Annotated in this window: 19 protein-coding genes; 12 read left to right on the top strand and 7 right to left on the bottom strand. The window is 69.5% G+C overall.

Features of this window, described 5'->3' with window-relative positions; all coding sequences use genetic code 11:
- Positions 1-17 precede the first annotated feature (17 nt).
- Complete coding sequence (locus FBT69_11550) at positions 18-830, bottom strand: BtpA/SgcQ family protein (GenBank protein ID MDL1905427.1); 813 nt, start codon at positions 828-830, stop codon at positions 18-20.
- Positions 831-909: 79 nt separating this feature from the next.
- Between FBT69_11550 and FBT69_11545 the strand changes: the two genes are divergently transcribed.
- Positions 910-1,485: an HDIG domain-containing protein gene (locus FBT69_11545; GenBank protein MDL1905426.1), complete on the top strand. Its 576-nt coding sequence runs from the start codon at positions 910-912 to the stop codon at positions 1,483-1,485.
- A gap of 15 nt (positions 1,486-1,500) precedes the next feature.
- On the top strand, positions 1,501-3,426 hold the full coding sequence (locus FBT69_11540) for a M61 family metallopeptidase (protein MDL1905425.1): 1,926 nt from the start codon (positions 1,501-1,503) through the stop codon (positions 3,424-3,426).
- Between the two features lie 354 nt (positions 3,427-3,780).
- Here the strand turns inward: FBT69_11540 and FBT69_11535 are convergent, their stop codons facing one another.
- Positions 3,781-5,142, bottom strand: coding sequence for a nucleotide sugar dehydrogenase (locus FBT69_11535; protein ID MDL1905424.1), 1,362 nt, complete (start codon positions 5,140-5,142; stop codon positions 3,781-3,783).
- 85 nt (positions 5,143-5,227) lie between these two features.
- On the opposite strand from FBT69_11535, the gene FBT69_11530 reads away from it, so the two are divergent.
- Complete coding sequence (locus FBT69_11530) at positions 5,228-6,454, top strand: hypothetical protein (GenBank protein MDL1905423.1); 1,227 nt, start codon at positions 5,228-5,230, stop codon at positions 6,452-6,454.
- 4 nt (positions 6,455-6,458) lie between these two features.
- Here FBT69_11530 and FBT69_11525 read toward each other — a convergent pair whose 3' ends face one another.
- The gene (locus tag FBT69_11525) at positions 6,459-8,183 is read right to left on the bottom strand and encodes an AbgT family transporter (protein ID MDL1905422.1); all 1,725 of its coding nucleotides are present in this window, start codon (positions 8,181-8,183) and stop codon (positions 6,459-6,461) included.
- Positions 8,184-8,312: 129 nt separating this feature from the next.
- Between FBT69_11525 and FBT69_11520 the strand changes: the two genes are divergently transcribed.
- Positions 8,313-9,959: a POT family MFS transporter gene (locus tag FBT69_11520; GenBank protein ID MDL1905421.1), complete on the top strand. Its 1,647-nt coding sequence runs from the start codon at positions 8,313-8,315 to the stop codon at positions 9,957-9,959.
- A 7-nt stretch (positions 9,960-9,966) separates the two neighbouring features.
- Here the strand turns inward: FBT69_11520 and FBT69_11515 are convergent, their stop codons facing one another.
- Positions 9,967-10,662, bottom strand: coding sequence for a hypothetical protein (locus FBT69_11515; protein ID MDL1905420.1), 696 nt, complete (start codon positions 10,660-10,662; stop codon positions 9,967-9,969).
- Between the two features lie 92 nt (positions 10,663-10,754).
- Between FBT69_11515 and FBT69_11510 the strand changes: the two genes are divergently transcribed.
- The gene (locus tag FBT69_11510) at positions 10,755-11,786 is read left to right on the top strand and encodes an agmatinase family protein (GenBank protein ID MDL1905419.1); all 1,032 of its coding nucleotides are present in this window, start codon (positions 10,755-10,757) and stop codon (positions 11,784-11,786) included.
- A 7-nt stretch (positions 11,787-11,793) separates the two neighbouring features.
- On the opposite strand, the gene FBT69_11505 is transcribed toward FBT69_11510, so the two are convergent.
- From FBT69_11505 to FBT69_11495, 3 genes are read right to left on the bottom strand one after another with little or no spacing between them, the layout of a single operon-like run.
- On the bottom strand, positions 11,794-12,525 hold the full coding sequence (locus FBT69_11505) for a 1-acyl-sn-glycerol-3-phosphate acyltransferase (protein ID MDL1905418.1): 732 nt from the start codon (positions 12,523-12,525) through the stop codon (positions 11,794-11,796).
- A gap of 46 nt (positions 12,526-12,571) precedes the next feature.
- Positions 12,572-13,315: a (d)CMP kinase gene (locus FBT69_11500; GenBank protein MDL1905417.1), complete on the bottom strand. Its 744-nt coding sequence runs from the start codon at positions 13,313-13,315 to the stop codon at positions 12,572-12,574.
- A gap of 30 nt (positions 13,316-13,345) precedes the next feature.
- Positions 13,346-14,209 carry a sugar phosphate isomerase/epimerase gene (locus FBT69_11495; protein ID MDL1905416.1) on the bottom strand — a complete coding sequence of 288 codons (864 nt, stop codon included), beginning with the start codon at positions 14,207-14,209 and terminating at the stop codon, positions 13,346-13,348.
- Between the two features lie 316 nt (positions 14,210-14,525).
- Here FBT69_11495 and gcvH point away from each other — a divergent pair, with 316 nt between their 5' ends.
- Genes gcvH through uvrA form a run of 7 tightly spaced genes read left to right on the top strand, consistent with a single transcriptional unit; the run spans position 14,526 to position 25,107 of the window.
- Complete coding sequence (gcvH, locus tag FBT69_11490) at positions 14,526-14,906, top strand: glycine cleavage system protein GcvH (GenBank protein MDL1905415.1); 381 nt, start codon at positions 14,526-14,528, stop codon at positions 14,904-14,906.
- 49 nt (positions 14,907-14,955) lie between these two features.
- A complete protein-coding gene (locus FBT69_11485) occupies positions 14,956-15,690 on the top strand; it encodes an ABC transporter ATP-binding protein (protein ID MDL1905414.1) in 735 nt (244 codons plus the stop codon).
- A complete protein-coding gene (locus FBT69_11480; protein MDL1905413.1) occupies positions 15,641-18,388 on the top strand; it encodes an ABC transporter permease in 2,748 nt (915 codons plus the stop codon). The genes FBT69_11485 and FBT69_11480 overlap by 50 nt, the downstream gene beginning before the upstream one ends.
- A 30-nt stretch (positions 18,389-18,418) precedes the next feature.
- Positions 18,419-19,456, top strand: coding sequence for a zinc ribbon domain-containing protein (locus FBT69_11475; GenBank protein MDL1905412.1), 1,038 nt, complete (start codon positions 18,419-18,421; stop codon positions 19,454-19,456).
- 8 nt (positions 19,457-19,464) lie between these two features.
- Positions 19,465-21,753 carry an excinuclease ABC subunit UvrB gene (locus tag FBT69_11470; protein ID MDL1905411.1) on the top strand — a complete coding sequence of 763 codons (2,289 nt, stop codon included), beginning with the start codon at positions 19,465-19,467 and terminating at the stop codon, positions 21,751-21,753.
- A gap of 19 nt (positions 21,754-21,772) precedes the next feature.
- A complete protein-coding gene (locus tag FBT69_11465) occupies positions 21,773-21,955 on the top strand; it encodes a hypothetical protein (protein ID MDL1905410.1) in 183 nt (60 codons plus the stop codon).
- A gap of 38 nt (positions 21,956-21,993) precedes the next feature.
- Positions 21,994-25,107: an excinuclease ABC subunit UvrA gene (uvrA, locus tag FBT69_11460; GenBank protein MDL1905409.1), complete on the top strand. Its 3,114-nt coding sequence runs from the start codon at positions 21,994-21,996 to the stop codon at positions 25,105-25,107.
- Positions 25,108-25,115 lie beyond the last annotated feature (8 nt).

The following is a 25,115-nucleotide window of genomic DNA, read 5'->3' as shown; positions in this document are numbered from 1 at the left end:
GCGTCCGGGCTGGCGTCCTACTCCGCGCGGGCACGCCGCGCAGCCTCGACCATCGCCCGGCAACGGTCGGCATCAGGCGGATTCGACCAGACGCCTGCCTGCTTGATCCACGAGCCGACGATGACCGCGTCCGCGTGCTGATAGAGCGCGGCGAGCGACTCGGGCGTCGCTCCGGAGCCGACCCAAACCGGAAGCCGGGTCGCGCCCCGTGCCTCGGCGAGATCGTCCGGCGCGACGGCCTCGCCCGTGAACCGGCCGGTGACCACCAGCCCGTCCGCCCCGAAGAACTCCGCGGCGTGGCACGCTTCCGCCAGCGACACGTCCGCCGTGATGGCGTGGGACGCGTGCTTCTTCTTCACGTCGCACATGATGGCGATCGCCTCCGCGCCGATCGAACGCCGGTAGCGGAGCAACGGCCCGGCCGCGGCGTCCGGCAGCAGGCCCTCGTCCGCCACGTGCGCGTAGACGAAGTTCTCGCAGCGGATGAACCTCGCCCCCGCGGCGAGCGCGACCGCCAGCGCCTCGCGCTCGCCGCCCGAGAGCACCTGCACGCCGAGCGGCAGGTCGGTCGCGTCCGCGACCTCGAGCGCGATCCGGGTCATCGCGGCCGCGACCTCCGGCCCGTGCCGACCGTGCAGGTACGGCCGGTCGTGCATGTTCTCGACGATGATCGCGTCGAAGCCGGTCTCGGCGAGCAGGCGGGCTTCCCCCGCCGCCTGCACGGCCAGCATCTCCACCGTCGTTTCATTGAACGGTGCGCCGGGCAATGCCCCGGCGTGCACCATCCCGACGAGCGCCTTCGGCCGCAGCGGCCACCAACCGTTCGCCATTCTCGGTTCCTCCCCCTTGCCCGGCGCCACGGGCGGACGGCGCGTCACCGCGCCCTCGGGATGTTACACTCCCGCCATGATGCCCGCCGAGGCCCGCGCCCTGATGCACGAGTGGACGCAGTCCCCCTCGCTCCGAACGCACATGGAGTGCGTCGCGGCGTGCATGGGGGCCTACGCGCGCCTCCTCGACGCGAGCGATGAGGACCGCTGGATCGTCGCCGGACTGCTGCACGACTTCGACTACGAGCGCCACCCGACGAAGGAGGAGCATCCATTCGTCGGCGTGCGGCATCTCGAATCGCTGGGCGTGGACGCGGACATCCGCGAGGCCATCCTCGGCCACGCGGAGTACTCGGGCGTCCCCAGGCGTTCACCGATGGCCCGCGCCCTCTTCGCCGTGGACGAACTGGCGGGGTTCCTCGTGGCCTGCGCCAGGGTGCGGCCCGACGGCTTCGCGGGGCTCGAACCGAAGAGCGTGCGCAAGAAACTCAAGGACAAGGCCTTCGCCGCGGCGGTCAACCGCGACGACGTCCGCATCGGCTTCGAGGAACTCCTGCCGCTCCTGCCGGAAGGCTTCGACGAGTCCGCCCACTTTCAGACCTGCGTCGAGGCGATCCGGACGCGCGTGCCGGAGTTCTCCGCCTCGCCCGCCTGAACCCGGAGGAACGCGATGCGACATGGGCCTGCGTTGATGGTGGCCGCGCTGCTGCACACGGCCGTGTGGATTGCCGGGTGCGCGACGGCCCAACCGGTCGCGGGCGACGATGCGCGGGCGTGGGCCGATCGCGTGCGCACGGAGTACGTCGTCTCGCTCGCCCGGGCCCACGCGCAGACGGTCGAGGTCACGCTCATCCTCGACGCCGTCGACGCGGAGACGATCGACCTGCACCTGCCCGTCTGGCGTCCGGGGCGGTACGCCATCAACGACCACGCGGGGACGGTGCGCCGCGTGCGTGCCGAGGACGGCGACCGACGCGCTCTGGCGATCGAGAAGACCGCGAAGTCGTCCTGGCGGGTGAGAACCGCGGGAGCGAAGACCGTCCGTGTCCACTACGACCTGTACGCCAACTCGCTCGCCGACCGGACCCGCCACGCCGACGACACGCACGCCTTCCTGAGCGGCTCCTCGGTCTTCATGTACGCCGAAGAGCGCCGCGCCGAGCCGGTCCGCGTCACGATCGACGCGCCGGACGGCTGGCGCGTCGCCACCGGCCTCGACCCCGACCCGCGCCTCGACCGCTCGTGGATCGCGCGCGACTACGACGTGCTCGTGGACTCGCCCGTCGAGGTCGGCCTGCACCACCTGGTCGAGTTCGAGGTGGACGGCGTGCCGCACGAGATCGTCATCTGGGGCCGGTGCGAGCCGGCGGCGGACAGGCTCCGCGAGGACTTCGCGAAGATCGTCGCCGCGCAGCGCGACATCTTCGGCGATCTGCCCTACGGCCGCTACGTCTTCCTGATCCACGCCTACCCCGGCGGCAGCGGCGGCACCGAGCACCTCAACTCGACCATCATGCAGACGACGCCTGCCGCGGTCGAGGGGGGGGACGCCTACCGCCGCCTGCTCGGCCTGGCCTCGCACGAGTTCTTCCACACCTGGAACGTGAAGCGGCTGCGGCCCGCGGGGCTGGTGCCCTACGACTACCTGCGCGAGAACTACACCGACCTGCTCTGGGTCGCCGAGGGCACAACGACGTATTACACCGACGTCACGCTCGTGCGCGCCGGGCTGGTCAGGCCGGACGACTACCTGCGCGACACGGCCGGCCGCGTGGCGAGCGAGCGCGCCCGCCCCGGGATCGGCGTGCAGAGCCTCGCGGAGTCCTCGTTCGACGCCTGGATCAAGTTCAACCGCTCGACGCCGGACTCCGTGAACGCGACGGTCTCGTTCTACTCGAAGGGTGCGCTCGTGAGCCTGATGCTGGACATGGAGGTCCGGCGGCTGACGGACAACGCCGCCTCGCTCGACGTCGTGATGGCTGACCTGTACCGCCGCCACACGGTCGAGTCCGGCGGCTTCACGACCGCGGACCTGCTCGCCGCGCTCGAGCGGCACACGGGCACGAGTTTCGACGAGTTCTTCGAGCGGTACGTCACCGGCGTCGAGCCGCTGGACCTCGAAGCCGCCTGCGCCGTCGCCGGCCTGACGCTCGAACCGCGCAAGCCCCGCGACGACGACCCGAAGTCGTACCTCGGCCTGGACCTGCGCCAGGAGGGGGACTTCGCCGTCGTCGCCGCGGCCCGCGCGGACGGCCCGGGCTACGCCGCGGGCCTGATCGCGGGCGACCAGATCGTCGCGCTGGACGGGATGCGCCTGCGGGCCGCGGACCTCGACCGGCGGCTGCGGCGCATCGAGCCGGGGCAGGACGTGCTCATCGCGTTCATCCGCCGCGACGAGCTGCGCGAGACGCGCTTCAAGGCCGCCGAGCCGAGGCCGGGCGGGTACACGCTCACGCGCGTCAAGGAGCCGACGGACCCGCAGGTCGCGGTGTACGAGTCGTGGCTCGGGCAGCCGTGGCCGGGGCGTTCCGAGACCGCCGCCGCGTCCTCGGGGCCGACCGATGCCGACGACCCGCACGCCGAAGCGCGGCCGTAGCCCCGCGCCGGAGGCGTTCCATGCCGCCCGCGCCCGGACGGCCGCCGCCGCCGTCGTCGGGGCGCGTGTCCCGGGCTCGCGGACCCGTGCCCGGGCCGCGCGGGCACGTGCCGCAGCCGTTCGGACGCGTGCCCGAGGCGCGCGGGCACGTGCCGCAGCCGTTCGGACCCGTGCCCGAGGCGCGCGGGCACGGCCTGCGGGGGCTTCCGGGGCGTCCAGAGGCGCAAAGGCCGCGCGATCGGCCGCGTCCGGGCGGCAGGAACCCGGCGCCGGGGGCAAGCGCACGGGATGCACGGCGCCGCCGCGTCGCGTCGGGCCGCCCCGGAGGGCGGGGCTTCACCCGATCCGCGCGACCTACGCCTTGACGATCCGCGCCCGCGACGGGCGCGCCCGCGCCATCGCGTCGCGGGTGTCCACGACCAGCCGGGCGTGGTCCGCCACGAGCTGCCAGTCGATCGCGTCGTGGTGCGTGACCACGAGCACGCAGTCGGCCCGGGCGAGGCGCCCGGGCGTGAGCGGCTCCGACGCCAGCTCGAAGCGGTAGCGCCGCATCCGCGGGAACGCGGGGACGTGCGGGTCGTGGTACGCGACGCGTGCGCCGCGCTCCGAGAGCAGCCGGATGATCTCGGCGGCGGGCGTCTCGCGCACGTCGTCCACGTTCGGCTTGTACGCCAGGCCGAGCACGAGCACGTCCGCCCCGCGCAGAGCGCGGCCCTCGTCGCGCAGCACGGCCTCCACGCGATCGACCACGCGCTCGGGCATCCGGCTGTTGATCTCGCCCGCCAGCTCGATGAAGCGAGTCCGCTCGCCGACCTGCCGGGCCTTCCACGCGAGGTAGAACGGGTCGATCGGGATGCAGTGCCCGCCCAGCCCCGGCCCGGGGTAGAAGGGCTGGAAGCCGAAGGGCTTGGTGGCCGCGGCGCGCACGACCTGCCAGACGTCGATGCCCATCGCGGCCAGCACCGGCTTGAGCTCGTTCACGAGGGCGATGTTGACGGCGCGGTAGACGTTCTCCAGCAGCTTGGCCGCCTCGGCGACCTCCGCCGACTCGACGGCAATGACCCGCTCCAGCGCGGCCGCGTAGAGCGCGACGCCCACGGCCGTCGAGGCCGGGTCGACGCCGCCGACGAGCCGGGGGATGGTGCGCGTCGAGTGCGTCGCGCTGCCGGGGTCTTCGCGCTCGGGGCTGAAGACGAGGAACCAGTCGCGCCCGCATTCCAGGCCGCGCGCCCGCGCCGCCCGCTCGACGATGGGCAGGCAGACCTCGCGCGTCGTGCCCGGGTAGCTCGTCGATTCGAGGCTGACCAGCGTCCCGGCGCGCACGCCAGCCGCCGCCAGCGCGGTCGAACGCTCCACGAAGGACAGGTCCGGTTCGCGCTCCGGCGAGAGCGGCGTCGGCACGCAGAGCACGATCGCGTCCGCGCGGGCGAGGCCGGCGGGGTCGTCCGTCGCCTCGAAGCGGTCCGACGCGGCCAGGCCGCGCACGAAACCCTCGCCGAGGTGCTTCAGGTACGCCTCGCCGCGCCGCAGCATGGCGATCTTGGCGGCGTCAACGTCGAACCCGACCACGCGGAAGCCCGCGTCGTGCACCGCCCGCACGAGCGGCAGACCGACGTAGCCAAGCCCGACGACGGCGACCGTGGCCGACCGATCGTTGAAGCGGGCGATCGCGGCGCGGGCCTGGGGCGGCAGCGTGCTGTCGGGGTGAGTCGTCATACACGAACGGGCCACGGGCGGCGCAAGGGCTACCGTTGGGCCGCCGCACTGTACCCCGCGAGCGCGGCGGACGCGAGATCGGCCCATGCTCATCACCGGCACGATGCTCCTGCCCGACCCGCGCGAGGGCGGGCACGGCCTGCGCCTCGCCGACGGCAGCATCGTCGTTCGAGACGGCCGCATCGTGGCGGTGCGCGAGGGCGACCGCGCCGACAGGCCGGACCTCGGCGGCGACGACGCCCTCATCCTGCCCGGCTTCATCGACGCCCACGTCCACCTGCCGCAGTTCGATTCCATCGGCGCGGACGGCATGGAGCTGCTGACATGGCTCGACCGCGTGATCTACCCGGCCGAGGCCCGATGGGCCGACCCGGACGTCGCCGGTGCGATGGCCCTGCGGGCCTGCCGGCAGCTGGCCTCCTTCGGCACCACCGGGATCGCGGCGTACCTGACGGTGCACTACGAAGGCTCGCTCGCGGCCGCGCGCGCCGTCAACGATCTCGGCGTGCGGGCCATCCTCGGGCAGACGCTCATGGACCGCGGGGCGCCCGCCGAGCTGGTCCGGCCCGCGCTGCAACTGCTCGCCGAGACCGGGGCGTTTCTCGACGCGCTCCGCGGCACGGCCCGCGTCGAGGGCGCGGTGACGCCCCGATTCGCGGTCTCGTGCACGCCGGAGCTGCTGGCCGGCGCTGGCGCGCTGGCACAGCGGACCCGCGCGCCGGTGCAGACGCACCTGGCCGAGACCGAGGCCGAGTGCCGGAGGGTCGCGGAACTCTTCGCGGGCACGCCGTACACCGAGGTCTACGCCCGCGCCGGGCTGCTCGGCGATCGGACGATCCTCGGCCACGGCATCCGGCTGGACGGCCGCGAGCGCGCCGCCCTGGCGCGCACGCGGAGCGTCGTCGCCCACTGCCCCACCGCCAACACCTTCCTGCGATCCGGGAGCATGGACCGCGCCGGGCTGCTGCGCGACGGGGTCCGCCTCGCGCTCGGCAGCGACATCGCCGGCGGGCCTGACCGCTCGATGGTCCGCGTCGCCCGGGCGATGCTCGAAACCGCGAAGGCGCGCGGCGACACCCCCCCCACCGCCGCGGACTGCTGGCGGCAGATCACGGCGGGCAACGCGGATGCCCTCGGATGGAAGGACTCGGGCCGCATCGCGCCGACGGCGTGGGCCGATCTCGTCGTCGTCACGCCCGACGTGCCGTGGCGCGACGCCCCGGACCCGCTGGCGCGGCTGCTCTACGCCTGGGACGACCGGTGGATCACCGCGACGCTCGCGGCGGGGAGGCCCGTCCCCGCGCGCGTCTGAGCGATCAGTGCGGCACTTCGTAGACGAGCGGCCCGCCCGGCCCGAGGCTGAAGCCCGCGTTCATCCAGAGCAGCAGCAGCACGAGCCAGACGATCGTGAACGTGACCGTGTACGGCAGCATCATCGAGATCAGCGACCCCATCCCCGCCTTCGGCGCGTACTTCTGCATCACGACGAGGATGATGACGAGGTACGCGTTCAGCGGCGTGATGATGTTCGTCGTCGAGTCGCCGATGCGGTAGGCGGCCTGCGTCAGCTCCGGGCTGACGCCGATGATCATGAACATCGGCACGAAGATCGGGGCGAACATGGCGTACTTCGCGCTCATCGAGCCGACGAACAGGTTGAAGACGGCCGTCAGCAGCACGAAGGCGACCATGAGCACCGCGGGGCTGAGGTTCGCCCCCGCGAGGAACTCGCCGCCGGTGTAGGCGAGCATCTTGTCGAGGTTCGAGTACTTGAAGTACTCGATGAACTGGGCCGCGAAGAACGCGAGCACGATGATCGGCGCCATGCCCGCCATGGACTCGACCATGAGCCGCGCCGCGTCGCCGCTGTTGCGGACGGTCCCGACCACGACCCCGTACACGACGCCGGGGAGCAGGAACAGGATGAAGAGCAGGGGCACGATGGCCTCGACCCATCGGTCGAAGTGGTCGCCCGCGCGGCTGAGACCGGGGATCGCGCCCATGCGCCCCCGTGCGTCGTCGAACGGCCAGCCCGGGATGAGCTTGAAGCAGACGAAGAGCAGCGTGGCCGCGGCGAGCACGCCGAACGCCCAGAACAGCCCGCGAATCTCCTCCGGGCGCAGCCGCTGCGCCGCGGCGTCCTCGGCCGTCACCGGCGAAGGCCCGCCCTCCGCGGCCGCCTTGCGCGCATAGCGAGGCTCGACGAGGAAGTCGCTCGTGACCCAGCCCACCCCCGTGATGACGATGGTGGACGCGATCATGAACCACCAGTTGCAGGTCGGGGCGACGGCGTAGCCCGGGTCGACGACCTGCGCCCCGGCGGTGCTGAAGCCCGCGAGCAGCGGGTCGAGGCTCGTCACCAGCAGGTTCGCGTTGAAGCCCGCCGACACGCCGGCGAAGACCGCCGCGATCCCCGCCAGCGGCGAGCGGCCGACCGACTTGTACAACGCCGCGGCGACGGGAGGGAGCACCACGTAGCCCGCGTCCGTCCCCAGCGACGACATGATGCCGAGGAAGATCATCGTGGGCGTCAGCAGCTGCTTCGGCACGACGACCATCATCGCCTTGAGCGCGGCCCCGATGAACCCTGACCGTTCCGCCAGTCCGATGCCCAGCATCCCGACGAGCACGACGCCCAGCGGGGGGAAGTTGACGAAGTTGTCCACCATGCTCGAGATCGCGTAGTACAGCCCGTCCGCCGAGAGCAGGTTCCGCGTGCGGAACGGCCGGCCGTCGTTGCGGCTCAGGTCATCGACGAGCTGCAGAACCGGCCTGCTCTGCTCGTCCAGGACGGGGCGCGTGACGGGCCGTCCGGTCTCCGCGTCGAGCACCGGCCTGCCCTCATTGTCCAGCACGGTCTCGACCACCGGCCGCAGCATCTTCGGCTGCACCGCCCAACCGGCGGAGTGCCCGATCGCCGAGAGGGCCATCACCAGCACGGCCCCGAAGACGAAGATGAAGGCAGGATCGGGCAGCTTGTTGCCCACCCACTCGATCATGTCGAGCAGGCCCTTGCGGCGGGCGGGGGCGGCGTCGGACATCGGGGTTTCTCCTGCGTCGCGGGTCGGGCGGTCAAGGTACGGCCTCCCGCGTCCGGCCACAAGCGCCGCATCCGCAAGGACGATCCGCTATCCTCCCCGCCGCCCCACCCGAAGCAGGAAGGGACGCCGATGGCATCCTCGAAGTACCGCTCGTCGCCCGACCAGACCCGCACGACGATGCCGCCGGGCGTCCCGTACATCATCGGGAACGAGCTGGCCGAGCGGTTCTCGTTCTACGGCATGAAGACGATCCTGACCGTCTTCATGACCAAGCACCTGCTCGACTCGGCGGGGCAGCCCGCGTTCATGTCCGACGAGCAGGCCAAGCAGTGGTACCACCTCTTCAGCGCGGCCGCGTACTTCTTCCCGATCCTCGGCGCACTGGTGTCGGACATCCTCTGGGGCAAGTACCGCACCATCCTGCTCATCTCGCTCATGTACTGCGTCGGTCACGGCTGCCTCGCGCTCATGGACCTCGGCCCGATCACCGGCGCGTGGGACATGAAGCCGCTGCTCTTTGCCGGCCTCATCCTCATCGCCATCGGCGCGGGCGGCATCAAGCCATGTGTCTCGGCCCACGTCGGTGACCAGTTCGGCAAGGGCAACAAGCGGCTGCTCACCCAGGTCTACAACTGGTTCTACTTCTCGATCAACCTCGGCGCGACCGCAAGCTCGCTCCTGACCCCCGTCTTTCTCGCGGGCATCCCGCTGGAGAAGGACCCCGCGACCGGCGAGGTGCTGCGCACGTTCGGCGGACCGTGGCTCGCATTCGGCGTCCCCGGCGTGCTCATGGGCGTCGCCACCTTCGTCTTCTGGCTCGGGCGCAAGCGGTTCGTTCACATCGCGCCCGCGGGGTGGGCACGGTTCCGTGAGGAGACATTCAGCCCCGACGGGCTGCGGGCGATCGCGGGCCTCGCTCCGCTCTTCCTCGTCTTCGTGCCGATGTTCTGGTGCATCTTCGACCAGACCGGCTCGGCGTGGGTGCTCCAGGCGCGAGCGATGGACCTCGAGTTCCTCGGTGTGACCTGGCTCGAATCCCAGGTGCAGGCCGTCAATCCGATCCTCATCCTCATCCTCATCCCGACGTTCACCTACGGCGTGTACCCGCTGATGGGCAGGTTCTTCGAGCCGACACCGCTCCGCAAGATCGGTCTAGGGCTTGCCCTCACGGCTTTCTCGTTCGTGATTTCGGCCTGGATCGAGATGGGCATCCAGGAGCTGGCGCCCGAGGCCGCCGCCGCGCTCTGGGCCGCGCTGAACGAGGCCGGCATCGCGGGAGCCGGAGACCTGAACGCCGCGCTCCGCGCCGCGGCCGAGGCGGGCTGGCACGACACCCGCGTGCAGCAGTACATGGGCGAGATGCCGAACATCGGCTGGCAGTTCCTCGCCTATGTCGTCCTGACGTCCGCCGAGGTCATGGTGTCGATCGTCTGCCTCGAGTTCGCCTACACCCAGGCGCCCGCCCGCATGAAATCGTTCATCATGGGCGTCTACTTCCTCGGCGTGTCGCTCGGCAATCTCGTGACGGCGGCGGTCAACAAGGTCATCGAGATTCCCGAGGTGCGCGACTCGGCGACGAACGAAGTGATCACCGCCGCGGGTTCCAGGCTCGGCCCCGTGGACTACTACTGGTTCTTCGCGGGGCTGATGGCGGCGACGTCCGTCGCGTACGTCGTCTTTGCGAAGTTCTTCTACCGGGGCAAGACGTTCATCCAGGGCCTCCCGCCCGAGGATGCCGCGCCCATGGCTGAAGCGGAAGCGCCGGACGCCCGCTGAAGCGCCCTTACGCCGCCACCGGCTTGAGCGCGCCCCCCAGCAGCCCACCGGCCGCGACCGCCAGCCACATCCCGAAGTGGCACGCCATCAGGATGAGCGTCTCCCGCGGCGGCAGGCGGAAGAACGACCACACCACGCCCGCGTACGCCACCGCGGCGAGCACGAACTCGTCGATGTGCCCGGGAATCGGCACCTTCAGGTTCACGACCAGTGCGAACGCCGATACCGCCAGGAACATCCGCCCCGCGGCCTGCTCGAAGCGGGAGAAGCGTCGCTCGGTCAGCAGCGACGCGACCATGACGGCCGCGACGCCCGTGCCCGTGTGCATCAGCGTCTCGTAGAGCGTCTTCACGACCGCGAGCGCGACGGGGCGGAGCGGCGTGTTCAGGCCGTTGAAGACCAGCGCGGCGACGAGCGCGACCGTTCCCAGGATCGCCGGCAATCTCCAGCCGCCGGGCATCGGCAGGACGAAATCGAGCCGCTCCTTCGGCTTCTCGTCGTCTGGCTTCGCCCTGTCGGTCTTCGGCTTGCCCTTGATCGCTGCTTCGACCTCGGGATCGCTCAGCAGGTCCGCATCCTCGTCAAAGTCGTCGAGCAAGCCTTCCTTGAATGGCGCGGGCCTGGTCGGCTCCGGCTCGGGACCGAGCGGGATCGGGCCGGATTCCTCGGGCCTGGACTTGCCGGACTCGGTGGCGTCGCTCATGTCGGCTCCCGATTGGTTGTTGGGATACCGGAGGATAGCCGTTCGGCTATCGTGCCCCGTCGGGCGGACGCCCGCGCAAGAGGAGCGACGAGATGACCTTCGACCCAGACGCGGCGGTCGCGCCGGGCGCGGGCGTGTTCGGCCTGCCGACGGCACGCGACGACGCCGGCATTGTCCTCATCCCCGTGCCCTTCGAAGCCACGACCTCCTACGGCGGGGGCACCGAGCACGGCCCGGACGCGATCCGCGCCGCGTCGGCACAGGTTGACCTGCACGATCGACGATTCGGACCCGTCTGGCACCACGGCATCTTCATGGAGGAGGAGGACGCCCGCTTCCGCCTCTGGGGAAACGAGGCCCGCGAGCACGCGCGTCGCATCATCCAGCACGGCGGCGCGGGGCCGGGCGATGAGGAAGCCGTCGGCAGGGTGGACATGGTCGGCTCGCAGATGAACGCCCTCGTCGCCGAACGCGTGTTCGCTGCGCTGGAAGAGGGCCGAGTGCCCGGCGTCATCGGCGGCGAGCACAGCGTCTCCTATGGGGCGATCCGCGCGTGCGCCGAACGCTGGGGCGACATCGGCGTACTGCAGATCGACGCCCACATGGACCTGCGTGACCGCTTCGAGGGCTTCCGGTGGTCGCACGCCTCCGTCATGTTCAACGTGCTCGAGGACGAGCCTCGCGTGAAGCGCGTCGTGCAGGTCGGCATCCGCGATTTCGGCGAGCGAGAGGAGGCCTACGCCGACCTGCGTAGCAGCGACGAGCGCCGTGTCATCGTCCACTACGACGACGACCTCTTCGACCGTCTGGCCGACGCCCGCTCATTCGCCAAGCGCTGCCGACGGATCGTCGAGGCCCTGCCCGAGCGCGTGTACGTCACCTTCGACATCGACGGCCTCGACCCCGCCCTCTGCCCCCACACCGGGACCCCCGTGCCCGGTGGCCTGTCGTGGCGCGAAGTCTCGCTCCTCCTGGCGACGCTCGCGGCATCCGGGAGACGGGTCGTCGGGTTCGACCTCGTCGAGGTTGCGCCCGGCCCGGACGGCGACGAGTGGGACGCCAACGTCGGTGCCAGAATCCTCTACCGGCTCTGCGGCGTCGTCGGACGCTCAACGGCCAAGTGAGTGCCCATCAGGCAGCCTCAACACCCTGATCTCCCGCCCCTGACGGGGGGAACCTCCCCCCTGAGCGACGATGCAGTTCCGCGCGTAGTTCGAGCCGCATCGCGTCGATCTCCCGTCGTAGTCGGTCCAGCACTGCGTCCGGGCCGTGGCGAAGCAGTTCGTCGTGGGGAATCGGATTGCCGTAGCGGACGGCGACACGACACCCGAAAAGGCGCGGCCATTTCGACGAACGAGGCCAGATGTCGTAGACACCCTCGATCGCCACGGGCATGACGGGGCACGATGACCGGCGGACAAGAACGGCGACCCCCCGCTTGAACTCGTGCATCGCCCCGTCCGGCGTGCGCGAGCCTTCCGGGAAGATGAGCACCGCCCGCCCCGCTTCCAGCCGCCTGAGAATCTCGCGGATGGCGACCGCGTCCGCGCCCTCCTCGCTGATCGGGATCGCGTTCAGAGCACGAATCAGCCGACCGAACGCGGGTGAGGCGAAAAGTCCCGCTCGGGCGACGTAATCCAGATGCCGGTTCCGAACCGCGAATCCGATCACGGGAGGGTCGAGAAACGACTGGTGATTGGCGGCAAGCAGGACCGGCCCCGTCGGCGGTACACGCGTAACTTCCTGCACAACAGGGCGGTACAGCACGCGGAGGATCAGCGACAGCAGCCGCCGCATCGTCTCGTAGACGAACAGGTTGCCCAGTGTGGTTCCCGGGCGCCTGGCCCGCAGCCTTGTGAACATGAGCGGAGGGTACCGGTCCGGCGTTTCCCACGCGCCATGCCAGCCGTCAGAGCAGGGCGGCGATCCGCGCTCGGACTTCGTCTTCGAGCCGGTCCACGACCTCGTCAAAGGAGAGCCGCGTCGTGTCCACCCGGACAGCGTCCTGCGGGCAGATAAGCGGCCCGACCGGCCGGGTGGAATCAGACCGGTCCCGTTCGACAATGTCCCGAAGCAAGTCGGCCTCGTCAGCGGGCAGGCCTGCCGTACGAAGTTGGTCGGCGCGGCGACGGGCACGCTCTGCCGGGTCAGCGTCCAGGTAGAACTTCACCGCTGCATCCGGGAAGACCACCGACCCCTGGTCCCTCCCTTCTGAGACCAGCCGAGGGTGCTGGTGCCAGATGATCCGCTGTTTCTGCACCATGTGCGCTCGCAGTTCCGGGATCGCAGAGATCGGGGAGACGATCGCGGTCACGTCCGGCTCGCGGATGCGACCGTTGATGGGTCTGTCCCACGCCAGCATGGCTGGCGGATCCCGGGACCAGTCGAAGTGCAGGTCCGCGCTCCGCACTTTCTCGACGATGGCGCCGTAGTCATCGTGCGGGATGCCGTGGTCGATCACGATGGCCGCCGCGGCCCGGTACATCGCCCCGGTGTCGAGAAAATCCAGCCCAAGCCGCGACGCGAGGGCACGGGCGACGGACGACTTGCCCGTTCCCGCGGGGCCGTCGATCGTGATGATGATGGGCAGGTCGGCAGGCACGGCGATCCGTGGTCGGGGGCGGGTCGGGATCGTTGCGCCGCGTGAATCCATCGCTCGGCCCAACCCCCGTCGGCAAAGGCACTATGCCTGAACGGCCCGGCGGATCGCATCCTCCAAGGCCGCGCGGCTCATCTTTACGCCCAGTGTAGCGTCTCCTTCGCCCCGGTACTCCACGGCAAGATTGCCCTCGAACCCCACGGACACGACCGCCCGAACCATCGGGTCGAGGGGGTAGGCCGTGTGCTCAGGCGGCACCAATCCTTCCGATGCTTCCGCCTCCGGCGCCGCCTTCTTGCGCGGTCTGGACCCAGCGGGCACGGCAAACGCGACAGTGGAGGCAGAGACCGCCGCTGCGTAGGGAGTCAGCCTGCGCAGGTATTGCACCGGCTCGGCGGACGCCGCCGCGGCCTGGAAGTCGGGCATGGTGTTGATCCGGAATCCTCCCACCGACTTGATGAGGTCAGTGAGCCGGTTCGGTTCGGCTGTCAGGCCGGGTGCGGGGCTGATGGCCAAGTTGATTTCCAGCTTCTCCGCCCGCTCAACGACAGGCCGAAGCCGCTCGGCAACGATCTCCCCGCTCTCTTCCGAGACGTCCGCTTCGATGCGGACAGAGACCGCGTTGCAGCCGAGGAATGCCCCCGCTTGCAACACCCTCTTTGCCCTCTCAACGACCTTCTCGCCCTCGTCCTCGTCCGGGCTGGCGAAGCCGAGCGGGCCGGGTTCGATCAGCACGAGGCACGAGCAACGAGCCTTGTCCGCGCTCTCCCTAAGCCGCTCCAGGTCGCGTGCCTCCGCACCGGCAAGCAAGGCGGTCGAAAGGTTCAGGCCGTGAAGCCCCAGATCGTCGGCCACGACGGTCGGAAGGGCATGAAGGTCCGGCTTTCCAGACGGGCGGCGCGTGGCCAGAAAAGGTCGCGCGTCGGTTACTGTCAGCGTCAGCAGCATGTCCGTGGATACCCCTCCAGCCGACACACTCTACCCGAGCAACCCCTGAACCGCCACGACAAGCCAGGAAGGGTGGGCAAGACAAAGAAAGACGGTCGGGCCGTGAGGCACCGACCGTCCGGAGGGGAGAGACTGCGTGAAGCAGCCACGATAGCGGAATCGTTCAACTCGTGTCAAGCAGACCCGCAAGTAGAGAAAAGACTTGGGGTTTCCACTTGTGGTCGTCACCCATACCATTCGGCCCGTTCGGGCAGGCTCACCCCGACCCGAAGCGACCGAGCCGAACCTGACACCACCCACTTCCGAAGGAACGCTCATGGCAAGCCCGTCCGACCGTCGCTACTCCGACTCGCACGAATGGCACAAGGTTGACGGCGACGCGCTCACGCTCGGTCTGACGCGGTTCGCCGTGGATCAACTCACCGACGTCACCTACGTCGAGATGAAGAAGCCAGGCTTCGCATTCCGTGCCGGCGACTCGGTCGGCGAAGTCGAGAGCGTCAAGACCACCAGCGACGTCTATTGCGCGTGCGCCGGTGAAGTCGTCGAGACGAACCCGGCCGTCGCCGAAGATCCGAGTCTGCTCAACAGCGACCCGTACGGTGCCGGCTGGCTCGTGAAGATCAGGATCAAGGACGCGGCAGGGCTTGGCGGCCTGATGGAAGCGGCCGCCTACGACGCCAAGTACGGCGCGTGAGACGGCGACGTTCCAGCATCGAACGGCACGGGCGAGGGGCGGTGGCCGCATGATCCGGTGCGTCGGCGTCAGCAAGGCGTACCAGACAGGGTCGCAGCGCGTCGAGGCGTTGCGCGGCGTGGACCTGCACGTCCCCGAGCCGGGCTTCTACGCCATCATGGGGCAGTCCGGGAGCGGCAAGAGCACGCTCCTTCACCTGCTCGGCGCGCTCGACCGCCCCGACGCCGGCGAAGTCTGGCACGGCGAGCGGCCCCTGCACACGCTCAACGAACGGGCGGCGACTGAGTTCCGGCGTCGCGGCGTCGGCATCGTCTTCCAGCAGTTCAACCTCATCCCGACTCTGACGGCCCGCGAAAACGTCGAACTGCCGGGAGTGCTGGCCGGCGAGCCGACGCACACGCTTGCGCAGCGAAGCCGCGAACTGCTGGACGAACTGGGCGTAGGACACCTTGCCGATCGCCGCCCCGATGCCATCTCAGGCGGCGAGCAGCAACGGGTGGCGATCGCACGGGCGCTGCTCTTCTCGCCACCCGTGCTGCTCGCCGATGAGCCGACGGGTGCGCTCGACTCGGCGAACGCCGACCGTCTCTGGTGCCTGCTCGCCTCGCTCGCAGCGGAACGGGCGATGACAGTCGTGATGGTCACGCACGAACCGGCCGCCGCGACGCACTGCCGGTGTGTGTACGTGCTCCGCGACGGGCGCGTCGAGGGAAAGATCGACACGGAGGGACTCGATGCGTCCGGCGTGGCGGCTCGCTACCAGCAGTTTGTCCGGGCGGCGTAGGCGCACTGCGCTGCTCGTCGCGGCGGTCGCCCTCTCGGCCGCACTCATCGCCGCCGTCTCCTGCGCGATGGCTTCGATCAACGAGTCCGTGCGCATGCGGCTCGATGCCGCGGTCGGCCGCGCCGACCTGCAGGTTCGCCCGACCGGAACGGGACAGACCTTCGACGCCTCGCTCCTCGGCACGGTCCGCTCGTGGCCGGAGACGAAAGCCGCCGCGGGACGGTTGCAGGACACCGTATCGATCGTCTTCACGACGGCGTTCCTGGCCGAGATGGACGGCCGGAGCGAGGCGGCGAAACTCACGCTGAGAGCGTCCGCTCTCGCGCTCGGCGTCTCCTTCGAAGATGATTCGCTGGTCCGGCCGATCACGATCCTCGCCGGACGCGAGGCACGCGAAGCCGGCGAGATCGTCATCGACGCCGCGCTCGCGGAGCGGCTGACCTGGCTCGCCGCACGGGACGCCGAGGCCTCGCTTGGCGGTTTCACGCTCGTGGCAGGGCCTGGAGTCTGGGAAACCTCCGCGCCCGAGGTTCCCGATCGCCTGGATGACGCACGAAAGGCCGAGGAGATCAACCGCCGCGTCGGCGTGCGCGTCGGCGACGAGGTCGAGATTGTCCGGCTTCTCCGTCGGCCCGTGCGGCTCACCGTCGTCGGCATCGCGGCCCAGCCGCCGCTCGGAGGCCGACCGCAGGCGTACATGACGCTCGACGGCCTCGGCTCGATCACCGGGCGCGCGGGCAGGCTCAGCGAGATCGACGCCGTGCTGCGAGAGCCGGACCGCGCCGAGGAGATCGTCGTGACACGCCGTTCCGAGATGCCGCCCGGCGTCGTGCTCCAGACCAGCGCTCGCGTGACCTCCGGCGTCGAACGCAGCATTGCCTCGACGCAACTCGGCCTCGCGCTGGCGACCTTCCTCGCCTTCCTCACCGCCACCTTCATCACGTTCACGGGCATGATGACCGATGCGGTTGAGCGCGAGCGAGAACTCGCCGTGCTGCGGTGCATCGGCGCCTCGCGCGGCCAGCTCGGCGGCGCGCAACTGCTGGTCGGCGCCGTCGTCGGCGGTCTCGGAGGGTCGATCGGCGTCCCGCTCGGCCTGCTGGTCGCGGGGTCGCTCATTGCCGCGTTTCCGGAGCAGGTGCCCGCCGGCCCTCGCGTGCTGCCGCTCGGTATTTGCCTTGCGTTCACCGGCGCGCTGGCGAGCGGTGTTGCCGGCGCGCTCGCACCGGCATGGCGGGCTTCTCGCACCAGCCCGCTGCGAGCGCTCGCCGCTCGCGCACGCAGGCCGACACGCAGAGCCGTCGTCGCCGTCACCATTGCGGGACTCGCCGGAGCTGCGACACACGCGATCGTGATCGGCACGCCCAACGACGGCCAGACTGCCTTCTGGCTCTACGTTACCCTCGGCCTGCCCGCCATGCTCACCGGCTACTTCCTGCTCGGCCTTCCCGCGATGCTCCTCGCATCGGCTGCCTTCGGGCCCGTGGTCTCCGCCGTGCTCGGATTGCCTCGCAGGCTGCTCGGGCGAACGATCCGGGCGACGCCGTTCCGATACGGCTTCACCGCTGGCGCGATGATGGCCGGCCTTGCCCTGATGGTCGCGCTCTGGACCCAGGGCGGCGCGGTTCTCCGCGACTGGTTCGGCAAACTGAAGTTTCCCGACGCGTTCGTCACCGGCCTCGCGCTCACGGATGAAAGCGTGCGTGCCCTCGACGCCCTCCCCTTCGTCACCAACACCTGCGCCATCACGCTGCACCCGGTGGAGACCGACGCCTTCGGGGTGCGCGCCCTGCAACGCTACCGCACCACCTTCATCGCCTTCGAGCCTGAGCCGTTCTTTCGCATGTCCAATCTCACCTGGGTGGAGGGTGACCCCGCCACAGCGCAACGCCGACTCGAAGCAGGCGGCGCGGTCATCGTTGCCCGCGAGTTCAAGGTCGCCCAGGGGATGGGTGTCGGCGACGTCTTCCGCTGCGAGGATAACGGCGTGCTGCACGAGTTCGAGATCGTGGGCGTCGTCACCAGCCCGGGCCTCGACGTCGTCAGCAAGTTTTTCAACGTCGGCGACGAGTACCTCCAGCAGGCCGTCCATGCCGTGTTCGGGAGCCGGCGCGACCTGCGCGAGCGTTTCGGCTCCGACGCCATCAACATGATCCAGATCGATCTGGCCGACGACGCCGACGATGCCGACGCGATTCGCACCATCCGGCGCGAACTCTTTGCAGCGGGCATCCTCGACGCCGGCAGCGGACGGATGATCCGGCGTGAGATCGAGGAGTTCATCCGCGGCACGCTGCTCGCTGTCAGCGCTCTTGCCGTGCTGAGCATGTTCATCGCCTGCTTCGGTGTGGCCAACGTCATCGTTGCCGGGGTCGAGGCACGCCAGTTCGAGTTCGGCGTGCTGCGTGCCCTCGGCGCTCAACGTGGCCTCCTGCTCCGCCTGATCGCGGGCGAGGCCCTGCTAATCGCGTCCGCAGCGTGCCTGCTCGGGACGCTCATGGGCACGCAGGGCGCATGGGGCGGCACGCGGCTCAACGCCCTGCTGCTGGGCCTGTCGCTCACCCCACGCCCGCCGCTGCTGCCGATCGCGGCCGGATGGGGCTTCGTGCTGCTGATGTGCCTGAGCGCGGCCGCGCCATCGATCGCGCGACTGAACCGCCGGAGGCCGTGCGAACTCCTTGCCGCCGTGCGCGGCTGATGCAGCCACCGGCGGCGTGTATGCTGCTCGATGATGCCACGTTCACCGATTGACGATCGCGGCGCGCCGTACCAGCCGGTCGCCCTGGCGGAACTGGCCCTCCGCGCCGACTCGCAGGCAGAACGCGATGCGGCTCGCAGGCTGCAACGGAATCTGAAGCGAGTACGCGACGAGGTATCGCGCCGATGGTCGATGCAACGGATTCTGCTCGCGATGCCAGCGACGCTTGTCGTTCTGGTGGTCGTCTTCCCGACACTGCTCTGGCTGTTCGGCGGCCGCGTCGGCTCGATCGGCGGTCTGCTCGCCGTCCTGATCACGTTCGCCGTGATGCAGCACGTCGATCGAGCGCTCGCCACGCTCAGAATCCGGCGGGGTATCGGCGCGACACTCACGGCGCACGGATTCTGCGCGCAGTGCGGCTACTCACTCAGGGGGCTTGAACGGCAGGCCGACGGCGCGGTCATCTGCCCCGAGTGCGGCGCGGCTTGGGCGGCCTCCCGCGTGACCCGTCCCCACTGGGACGGCCCTCAACCACCGCTGACGACGAAGCCCCCGGTTGTTCTCAGGATGTTGCTGCTCAATCCGCCGATCGTCAACGACGCCCGCGGCGTCCTCGTTCGGCGGACCGACTCCTGGCTGATCGGCATCGGCAAGTCGCGGCGACAAACGATCGGAACAGAGCAGGTTCGGTCGCTCCGGCACGCTGTGCGGAGCGAAGGGCGTTGGATCCGTTGGTCGCTTGCCATGCTACTCGGCGTGGCGACGTTCTGGGTGTTGAGCCTGTTCACCCGGATCGGGAACCTCGAAGATTCCGAATGGACCGTCGCCGCTGCCGGCATCGCCGCGCTGTCGCTCGCGCTCGGTCTCGGCGCGTTCAGCGTCCTGACCGGCGAACTCGGAATCACGCCGCGCCGGTTCGCGTCCGCGACCACCGAACGCGGCCTCTGCGCCGCCTGCCTCGGCGAACTCCGCCCACCCGACCCCGACGGCTGCCGCGTCTGCATCGCCTGCGGCGCGACATGGCAGGCGTCACCAGCGCCGGAACAGCGCAGCCACCCCGCCGCGTAGAATCGCGCATGCCCCCGCCGCGTGGCTTCGAACTCGTCAGTGACTTTGTGCCCACGGGCGACCAGCCACACGCCATCGAGGGCGTATGCCGCGACCTGCGCGCCGGCTCGCGGCACGTCTGCCTGCTCGGCGCAACGGGCACGGGCAAGACCTTCACGATGGCGAACGTCATCGCCACACTCCAGCGACCCACGCTCATCATCAGCCACAACAAGACCCTCGCGGCCCAGTTGTACGAGGAACTCCGCCAGTTCTTCCCGCACAACAGCGTCAACTACTTCGTCTCCTACTACGACTTCTACCAGCCCGAAGCGTACATCCCAGCCCGCGACATCTACATCGAGAAGGACGCAAGTCGCAACGACGATCTCGACATGCTCCGGCTCGCCGCAACGAGCAGCATCCTCAGCCGCCGCGACACCATCGTCGTCGCCTCCGTCTCCTGCATCTTCGGCCTCGGCTCGCCGGAGGCATACGCCCAGCGAGTGCTCAGCATCACCCGCGGCAGCCGCATCAACCGGCGCAACTTCTTCCTCGCCCTCAACGCCATGCAATACCAGCGAGTGGACGTCGAGTTCAAACGCGGCTCGTACCGCGTCCGCGGAGACGCCGTCGAGGTGTGGCCCGCCTACGAACGTTTCGCCGTCCGTGTCGAGCTCTTCGGCGATGAGATCGACCGTGTGGACCTGATCGACCCCACCGGCGGCGACCTGCTCGCCGAAGAGCGGCAGTTCTTCCTGTACCCGGCGGTCCACTACGTCATGCCGGAGGAGGAGATTCAGCCGATCCTCGACTCGATCCGCACCGACCTCGACGACCGCGTGTTGGAACTCCGCTCGCAGGGGAAACTCCTCGAAGCCCAGCGCCTGCTCGCGCGCACGAAGTACGACCTCGAAATGATCGAGGAGGTCGGGTACTGCTCCGGCATCGAGAACTACTCGCGCTACTTTGACGGTCGCGCCCCCGGCGAGCGTCCGTTCACTCTGCTCGACTACTTCGAGCGCGCTCCGACGCGGGATGAGCAGTCGCAACGCGGCGACGTGGCAAAGCGGCAGAGTGACGAGCCTGGAGGCGAAGAAGCCGCACACCCCGTCACTCCGTCACTTCGTTACTCCCCCACTTCCTCCGTGAGCGACTGGCTCCTCATCGTTGACGAGTCCCACGTCACAATCCCGCAGGTGCGCGCGATGTTCAACGGTGATCGTGCTCGCAAGGAGGTGCTTGTCGAGCACGGGTTCCGCCTTCCTGCCGCGCTCGACAACCGACCGCTGCGGTTCGAGGAGTTCGAGTCGATGGTGCCGCAGGTCGTGTTCGTCAGCGCGACACCGGGACCGTACGAACTCGGCATGACGAGCGGTGCGGTCCACGAGCAGGTCATCCGCCCGACCGGACTGCTCGACCCCGAGATCGAGGTGCGTCCGGCGTCGAACCAGGTGCAGGACTTGCTGGTGCGCTGCCGCGAGCGTGCCGCCGCGGGCGAGCGTGTGCTCATCACCGCCCTGACCAAGCGGCTCTGCGAAGACCTGACCGGCTACCTCGACCAGCAGGGCCTGCGAGTACGCTATCTGCACAGCGAGATCGACACGCTCGAGCGCGTCGGCATCCTCACCGACCTGCGCCTGGGCGAGTTCGACGTGCTCGTGGGCGTCAACCTCCTCCGCGAAGGGCTTGACCTGCCCGAAGTTTCGCTCGTGTGCATCCTCGACGCGGACAAGGAGGGTTTCCTGCGCTCCGCTACGAGTCTCATCCAGCAGATGGGCCGCGCGGCACGCAACGAGAACGCCAAGGTCGTCATGTACGCCGACTCGGTTACCCCCGCCATGCAGGCCGCGATCGACGAAACCGAGCGTCGTCGTGCCAAGCAGGTCGCCTACAACCGTGAGTACGACGTGACGCCCACCACTATCCGCAAGGCGATCAGGCGGGGGCTGGAGAGTGAACTCAAAGCCCGCCGCACGGCCCGCGAGGCCTCGCTCACCAGCGAACGCCCGCTCGATGCGGCGACGCTGCTCGCCGAGATCGAGGGCGAGATGCGCGAAGCGGCCGAATCGCTGAACTTCGAGCGTGCAGCCGAACTGCGAGACCAGGCCGCGACGATCCGAAGGCTGATCGAAGAGCACGGCGGCCACGCCCCCGGGCTGCCCACCCATGGCGAGCCTCACGAACCGCTCCTGCTCCGACGCGCGGAGGTCGAGGAAGCCCTGCGATCAAAGGGCGGCCAGCGCCGGCGCAAGCCCGGGATGGCCGGGGTGCATCCGAGGGCGAAGGAGCGCCGCACCCGCCGCAAGCCCCACTGACTCGCCCCTAGCATGGTCCGTGGAACCAGCAGCAACGAGAACGCCCCCACATCGCCGCAAAGGCGAGTTCCCTCGCCGCCTCGGGCTGTACCTGCTGGGCGTGGCGATCGGTCTCATCATGCTCGGGCTGGTCCAGCGGGCGAAGCACGCCGCGACCGCCCCACAGCCCCAGCCGTCCGCTCCGGCCGAGACCGGCGAGTAACACCGACGACCTACGATCGCTCCCACGGAGGGAGATGGATGCCCCGCGCCGCGACAGAGCCAAGGAAGAGCCGCCCGAAACCAGCGCCGAAGGCCTCGCCCCAGCCCCTGCCCGCCGACGCGCCGGAACCTCGCCGCCAGCCGCCTCCGGACCGGTTCATCCGCGTGCGCGGGGCACGCGAGCACAATCTCAAGAACCTTGACGTGGACATCCCGCGCGACCGGCTCGTGGTCATCACGGGTCTGTCCGGCTCGGGCAAGTCTTCGCTGGCGTTCGACACGATCTTCGCCGAGGGGCAACGCAAATACATGGAGTCGCTCTCCGCGTACGCCCGTCAGTTCCTTGAACAACTGAAGAAGCCCGATGTTGAGGAGATCGAGGGCATCCCGCCGACCATCGCCATTGAGCAGCGGTCCGCCTCGGGCAATCCCCGCTCGACCGTCGCTACAACGACCGAAATCTACGACTACCTGCGCCTACTCTACGCCCGGTGCGGCACGCCGTACTCATGGGCGCCCACGAAGACCCGCAAGGACGGCACGATCGTCGAGCGGGCGGGCGTGCCGATCTCGGCGACGAGCGCGACGCAGATCGTGGACACGATCATGGGCCGACCCGCATCCGCGAGCCGACTCATGGTCCTTGCCCCCGTTGTGCGCGGTCTGAAAGGGTTCCACAAGGACACGGCAGAGCGGCTGCATCGGCAGGGCTGGTCGCGGGCGCGCGTCGATGGCACGGTCGTTGACCTGCGCGATGCCCTCGCCCGCGGCGGCGAGAACCCGCTCGGCCTCGGGCGCTACGAGAAACACACCATCGAGGCCGTCGTCGATCGGCTCACCCTTGACGCCGACTCGCGCCAGCGACTCGCCGAATCTGTCGAGGCCGCGCTCCGATTGTCTGAAGGCTCCGTTATCCTTGCTGTCGAGCCCGCTGCATCGCCTCAGGATTCAACACCCGGGACTCGGGACTCCGGAACCGACCACGCCTTTTCAACGCGTTTTGCCGACCCCGAACGCCCAGAGTACGCCCTCGAAGAGATCAGCCCGCGCCTGTTCAGTTTCAACTCCCCCTACGGCGCGTGCCCTCGCTGCCACGGCCTGGGCAACCTCGCCGAGTTCGACGAGAATCTCGTGCTGCCCGACGACGCCAAGAGCCTGGCCGAAGGCGCGGTCGCGGCGTGGAACAAGAACGGCCCGGTCCGCGCCTGGTACAACCGCAAACTCCGCCGTTTCTGCAAGACCTTCGGCGTATCCTTCCATCAGCCGGTCCGCGAGTTTTCCGCCGATACACGCCGCGCGCTGCTGCACGGCACGGGCAAGGAGGCCCCCCGAACACGCCAGTTCGAGGGGGTCATCCCGAACGTCGCCGCATGGTGGGAATCCACCGAGAACCCCGGCGTGAAGGAGTGGCTCAGCGGGTTCTTCTCTCAGCGCCCTTGCCCCGAGTGCCGCGGCGACCGCCTGCGCATCGAAGCGCTGCACGTGATGCTGACGAGCGAGCACCGCGCCGACGCCGCCCGCGCCGCGTCTGGCTCCGTCATCGGCCGACCCGCGAACGACGGTACGATGCTCAACATCGCCGAGCTCTCGCGCCTCACCATCAACGACGCGATCGCGTTCGTCGAGGGACTCCGACTCACCAACGAGCAGCGCACGATCGCGGAACCGATCCTGAAAGAGGTCGGCAGCCGTCTTCGCTTCCTGACCAGCGTCGGCCTCGAATACCTCAGCCTCGACCGCCGTACCAGCACGCTCTCGGGAGGGGAGGCCCAGCGTATCCGCCTCGCCACGCAGGTCGGGTCGGGGCTGGTCGGCGCGTGCTATGTCCTCGACGAGCCGACCATCGGTCTGCACCAGCGTGACAACGGCCGGCTCGTGCGCACACTCCGTCATCTTGCCGACATCGGCAACACCGTCATCGTCGTCGAGCATGACGAGGAGATGATCCGCGCCGCTGACCACCTCATCGACGTCGGCCCCGGCCCGGGCGTCCACGGCGGGACCGTCGTTGCGCAGGGAACCGTGCGGCAGGTCTGCGACACGCCAGGTTCGATCACGGGCGACTATCTCGCAGGGCGACGCTCGATCGAGACCCCACTGAGCCGCCGTCCTCTCGACCCGACCCGCAACGCCATCGCCGTCAGGGGCGCGAAGCAGAACAATCTGAAGGACATCGACGCCGTGTTCCCACTGGGCGGCATCGTCTGCGTCACCGGCGTCTCAGGCTCCGGCAAGAGCACGCTCGTGAACGACGTGCTGCTCAAGGCCGCCCGAAAGCACCTGCTCGGCGCGCGGGAGACGCCCGGCGAGCACGCGCGCTTCACCGGACTCGGCCGCATCGACCGAGTCATCGAGGTGGACCAGTCGCCGATCGGCCGCACCCCGCGCTCGAACCCCGCCACCTACACCGGATTCTTCGACGACGTGCGACGCATCTTTGCACAGACGAAGGAGGCACGCATCCGTGGCTACAAGCCCGGGCGGTTCAGCTTCAACGTCTCAGCCCAGAACGGAGGCGGGCGGTGCGAAGCCTGCCAGGGACAGGGCCTCAAGAAGATTGAGATGCACTTCCTGCCGGATGTTTATGTCGAGTGCGAGGTCTGCCGCGGCCGGCGCTACAACCGCGAAACCCTCGAAGTCGCCTACCGCGGCAAGAGCATCGCAGACGTGCTGGACATGACCGTTGAGGAGGCCCGCACGTTCTTCGAGAACCACCCGAAGATTCACCGCTTCGTCTGCTCGCTGCACGACGTGGGGCTGGACTACCTGACGCTCGGGCAACCTTCGACGACTCTCTCCGGCGGTGAGGCCCAGCGCATCAAGCTCGCGGCCGAACTCGGCAAGGGCATCCGTCCCGACGGCACGGGCACGGGCGAACGCACCCTCTACGTCCTCGACGAGCCGACCACGGGCCTGCACTTCGAGGACGTGCGCAAACTCGTCGCGGTGATGAACCGCCTCGCCGACGCCGGCAACACCCTCGTCGTCATCGAGCACAACCTCGACGTCGTCAAGTGCGCCGACTGGATCATCGACCTCGGCCCCGAGGGCGGCGACGCTGGCGGCAACATCGTCGCCGAGGGCGCGCCCGAACAGGTCGCCCGCGTCCAGCGGAGCTACACGGGCCAGTACCTGCGCCGGATGCTGGCGTAGACAGCGCG

Source organism: Synechococcales cyanobacterium CNB (assembly GCA_030263455.1).
Classification (GTDB): Bacteria; Planctomycetota; Phycisphaerae; order Phycisphaerales; family UBA1924; genus CAADGN01.
This window is presented reverse-complemented; position numbering and strand designations above follow the sequence as displayed.

Coding starts and splice junctions, on each gene's coding strand:
- FBT69_11540 (MDL1905425.1), top strand. CDS start 1,501: ATGCGACATGGGCCTGCGTTGATGGTGGCCGCGCTGCTGCACACGGCC.
- FBT69_11510 (MDL1905419.1), top strand. CDS start 10,755: ATGACCTTCGACCCAGACGCGGCGGTCGCGCCGGGCGCGGGCGTGTTC.
- FBT69_11545 (MDL1905426.1), top strand. CDS start 910: ATGCCCGCCGAGGCCCGCGCCCTGATGCACGAGTGGACGCAGTCCCCC.
- gcvH (MDL1905415.1), top strand. CDS start 14,526: ATGGCAAGCCCGTCCGACCGTCGCTACTCCGACTCGCACGAATGGCAC.
- FBT69_11515 (MDL1905420.1), bottom strand. CDS start 10,662: ATGAGCGACGCCACCGAGTCCGGCAAGTCCAGGCCCGAGGAATCCGGC.
- FBT69_11550 (MDL1905427.1), bottom strand. CDS start 830: ATGGCGAACGGTTGGTGGCCGCTGCGGCCGAAGGCGCTCGTCGGGATG.
- FBT69_11535 (MDL1905424.1), bottom strand. CDS start 5,142: ATGACGACTCACCCCGACAGCACGCTGCCGCCCCAGGCCCGCGCCGCG.
- FBT69_11480 (MDL1905413.1), top strand. CDS start 15,641: ATGCGTCCGGCGTGGCGGCTCGCTACCAGCAGTTTGTCCGGGCGGCGT.
- FBT69_11495 (MDL1905416.1), bottom strand. CDS start 14,209: ATGCTGCTGACGCTGACAGTAACCGACGCGCGACCTTTTCTGGCCACG.
- uvrA (MDL1905409.1), top strand. CDS start 21,994: ATGCCCCGCGCCGCGACAGAGCCAAGGAAGAGCCGCCCGAAACCAGCG.
- FBT69_11485 (MDL1905414.1), top strand. CDS start 14,956: ATGATCCGGTGCGTCGGCGTCAGCAAGGCGTACCAGACAGGGTCGCAG.
- FBT69_11475 (MDL1905412.1), top strand. CDS start 18,419: ATGATGCCACGTTCACCGATTGACGATCGCGGCGCGCCGTACCAGCCG.
- FBT69_11525 (MDL1905422.1), bottom strand. CDS start 8,183: ATGTCCGACGCCGCCCCCGCCCGCCGCAAGGGCCTGCTCGACATGATC.
- FBT69_11500 (MDL1905417.1), bottom strand. CDS start 13,315: ATGGATTCACGCGGCGCAACGATCCCGACCCGCCCCCGACCACGGATC.
- FBT69_11530 (MDL1905423.1), top strand. CDS start 5,228: ATGCTCATCACCGGCACGATGCTCCTGCCCGACCCGCGCGAGGGCGGG.
- FBT69_11470 (MDL1905411.1), top strand. CDS start 19,465: ATGCCCCCGCCGCGTGGCTTCGAACTCGTCAGTGACTTTGTGCCCACG.
- FBT69_11505 (MDL1905418.1), bottom strand. CDS start 12,525: ATGTTCACAAGGCTGCGGGCCAGGCGCCCGGGAACCACACTGGGCAAC.
- FBT69_11520 (MDL1905421.1), top strand. CDS start 8,313: ATGGCATCCTCGAAGTACCGCTCGTCGCCCGACCAGACCCGCACGACG.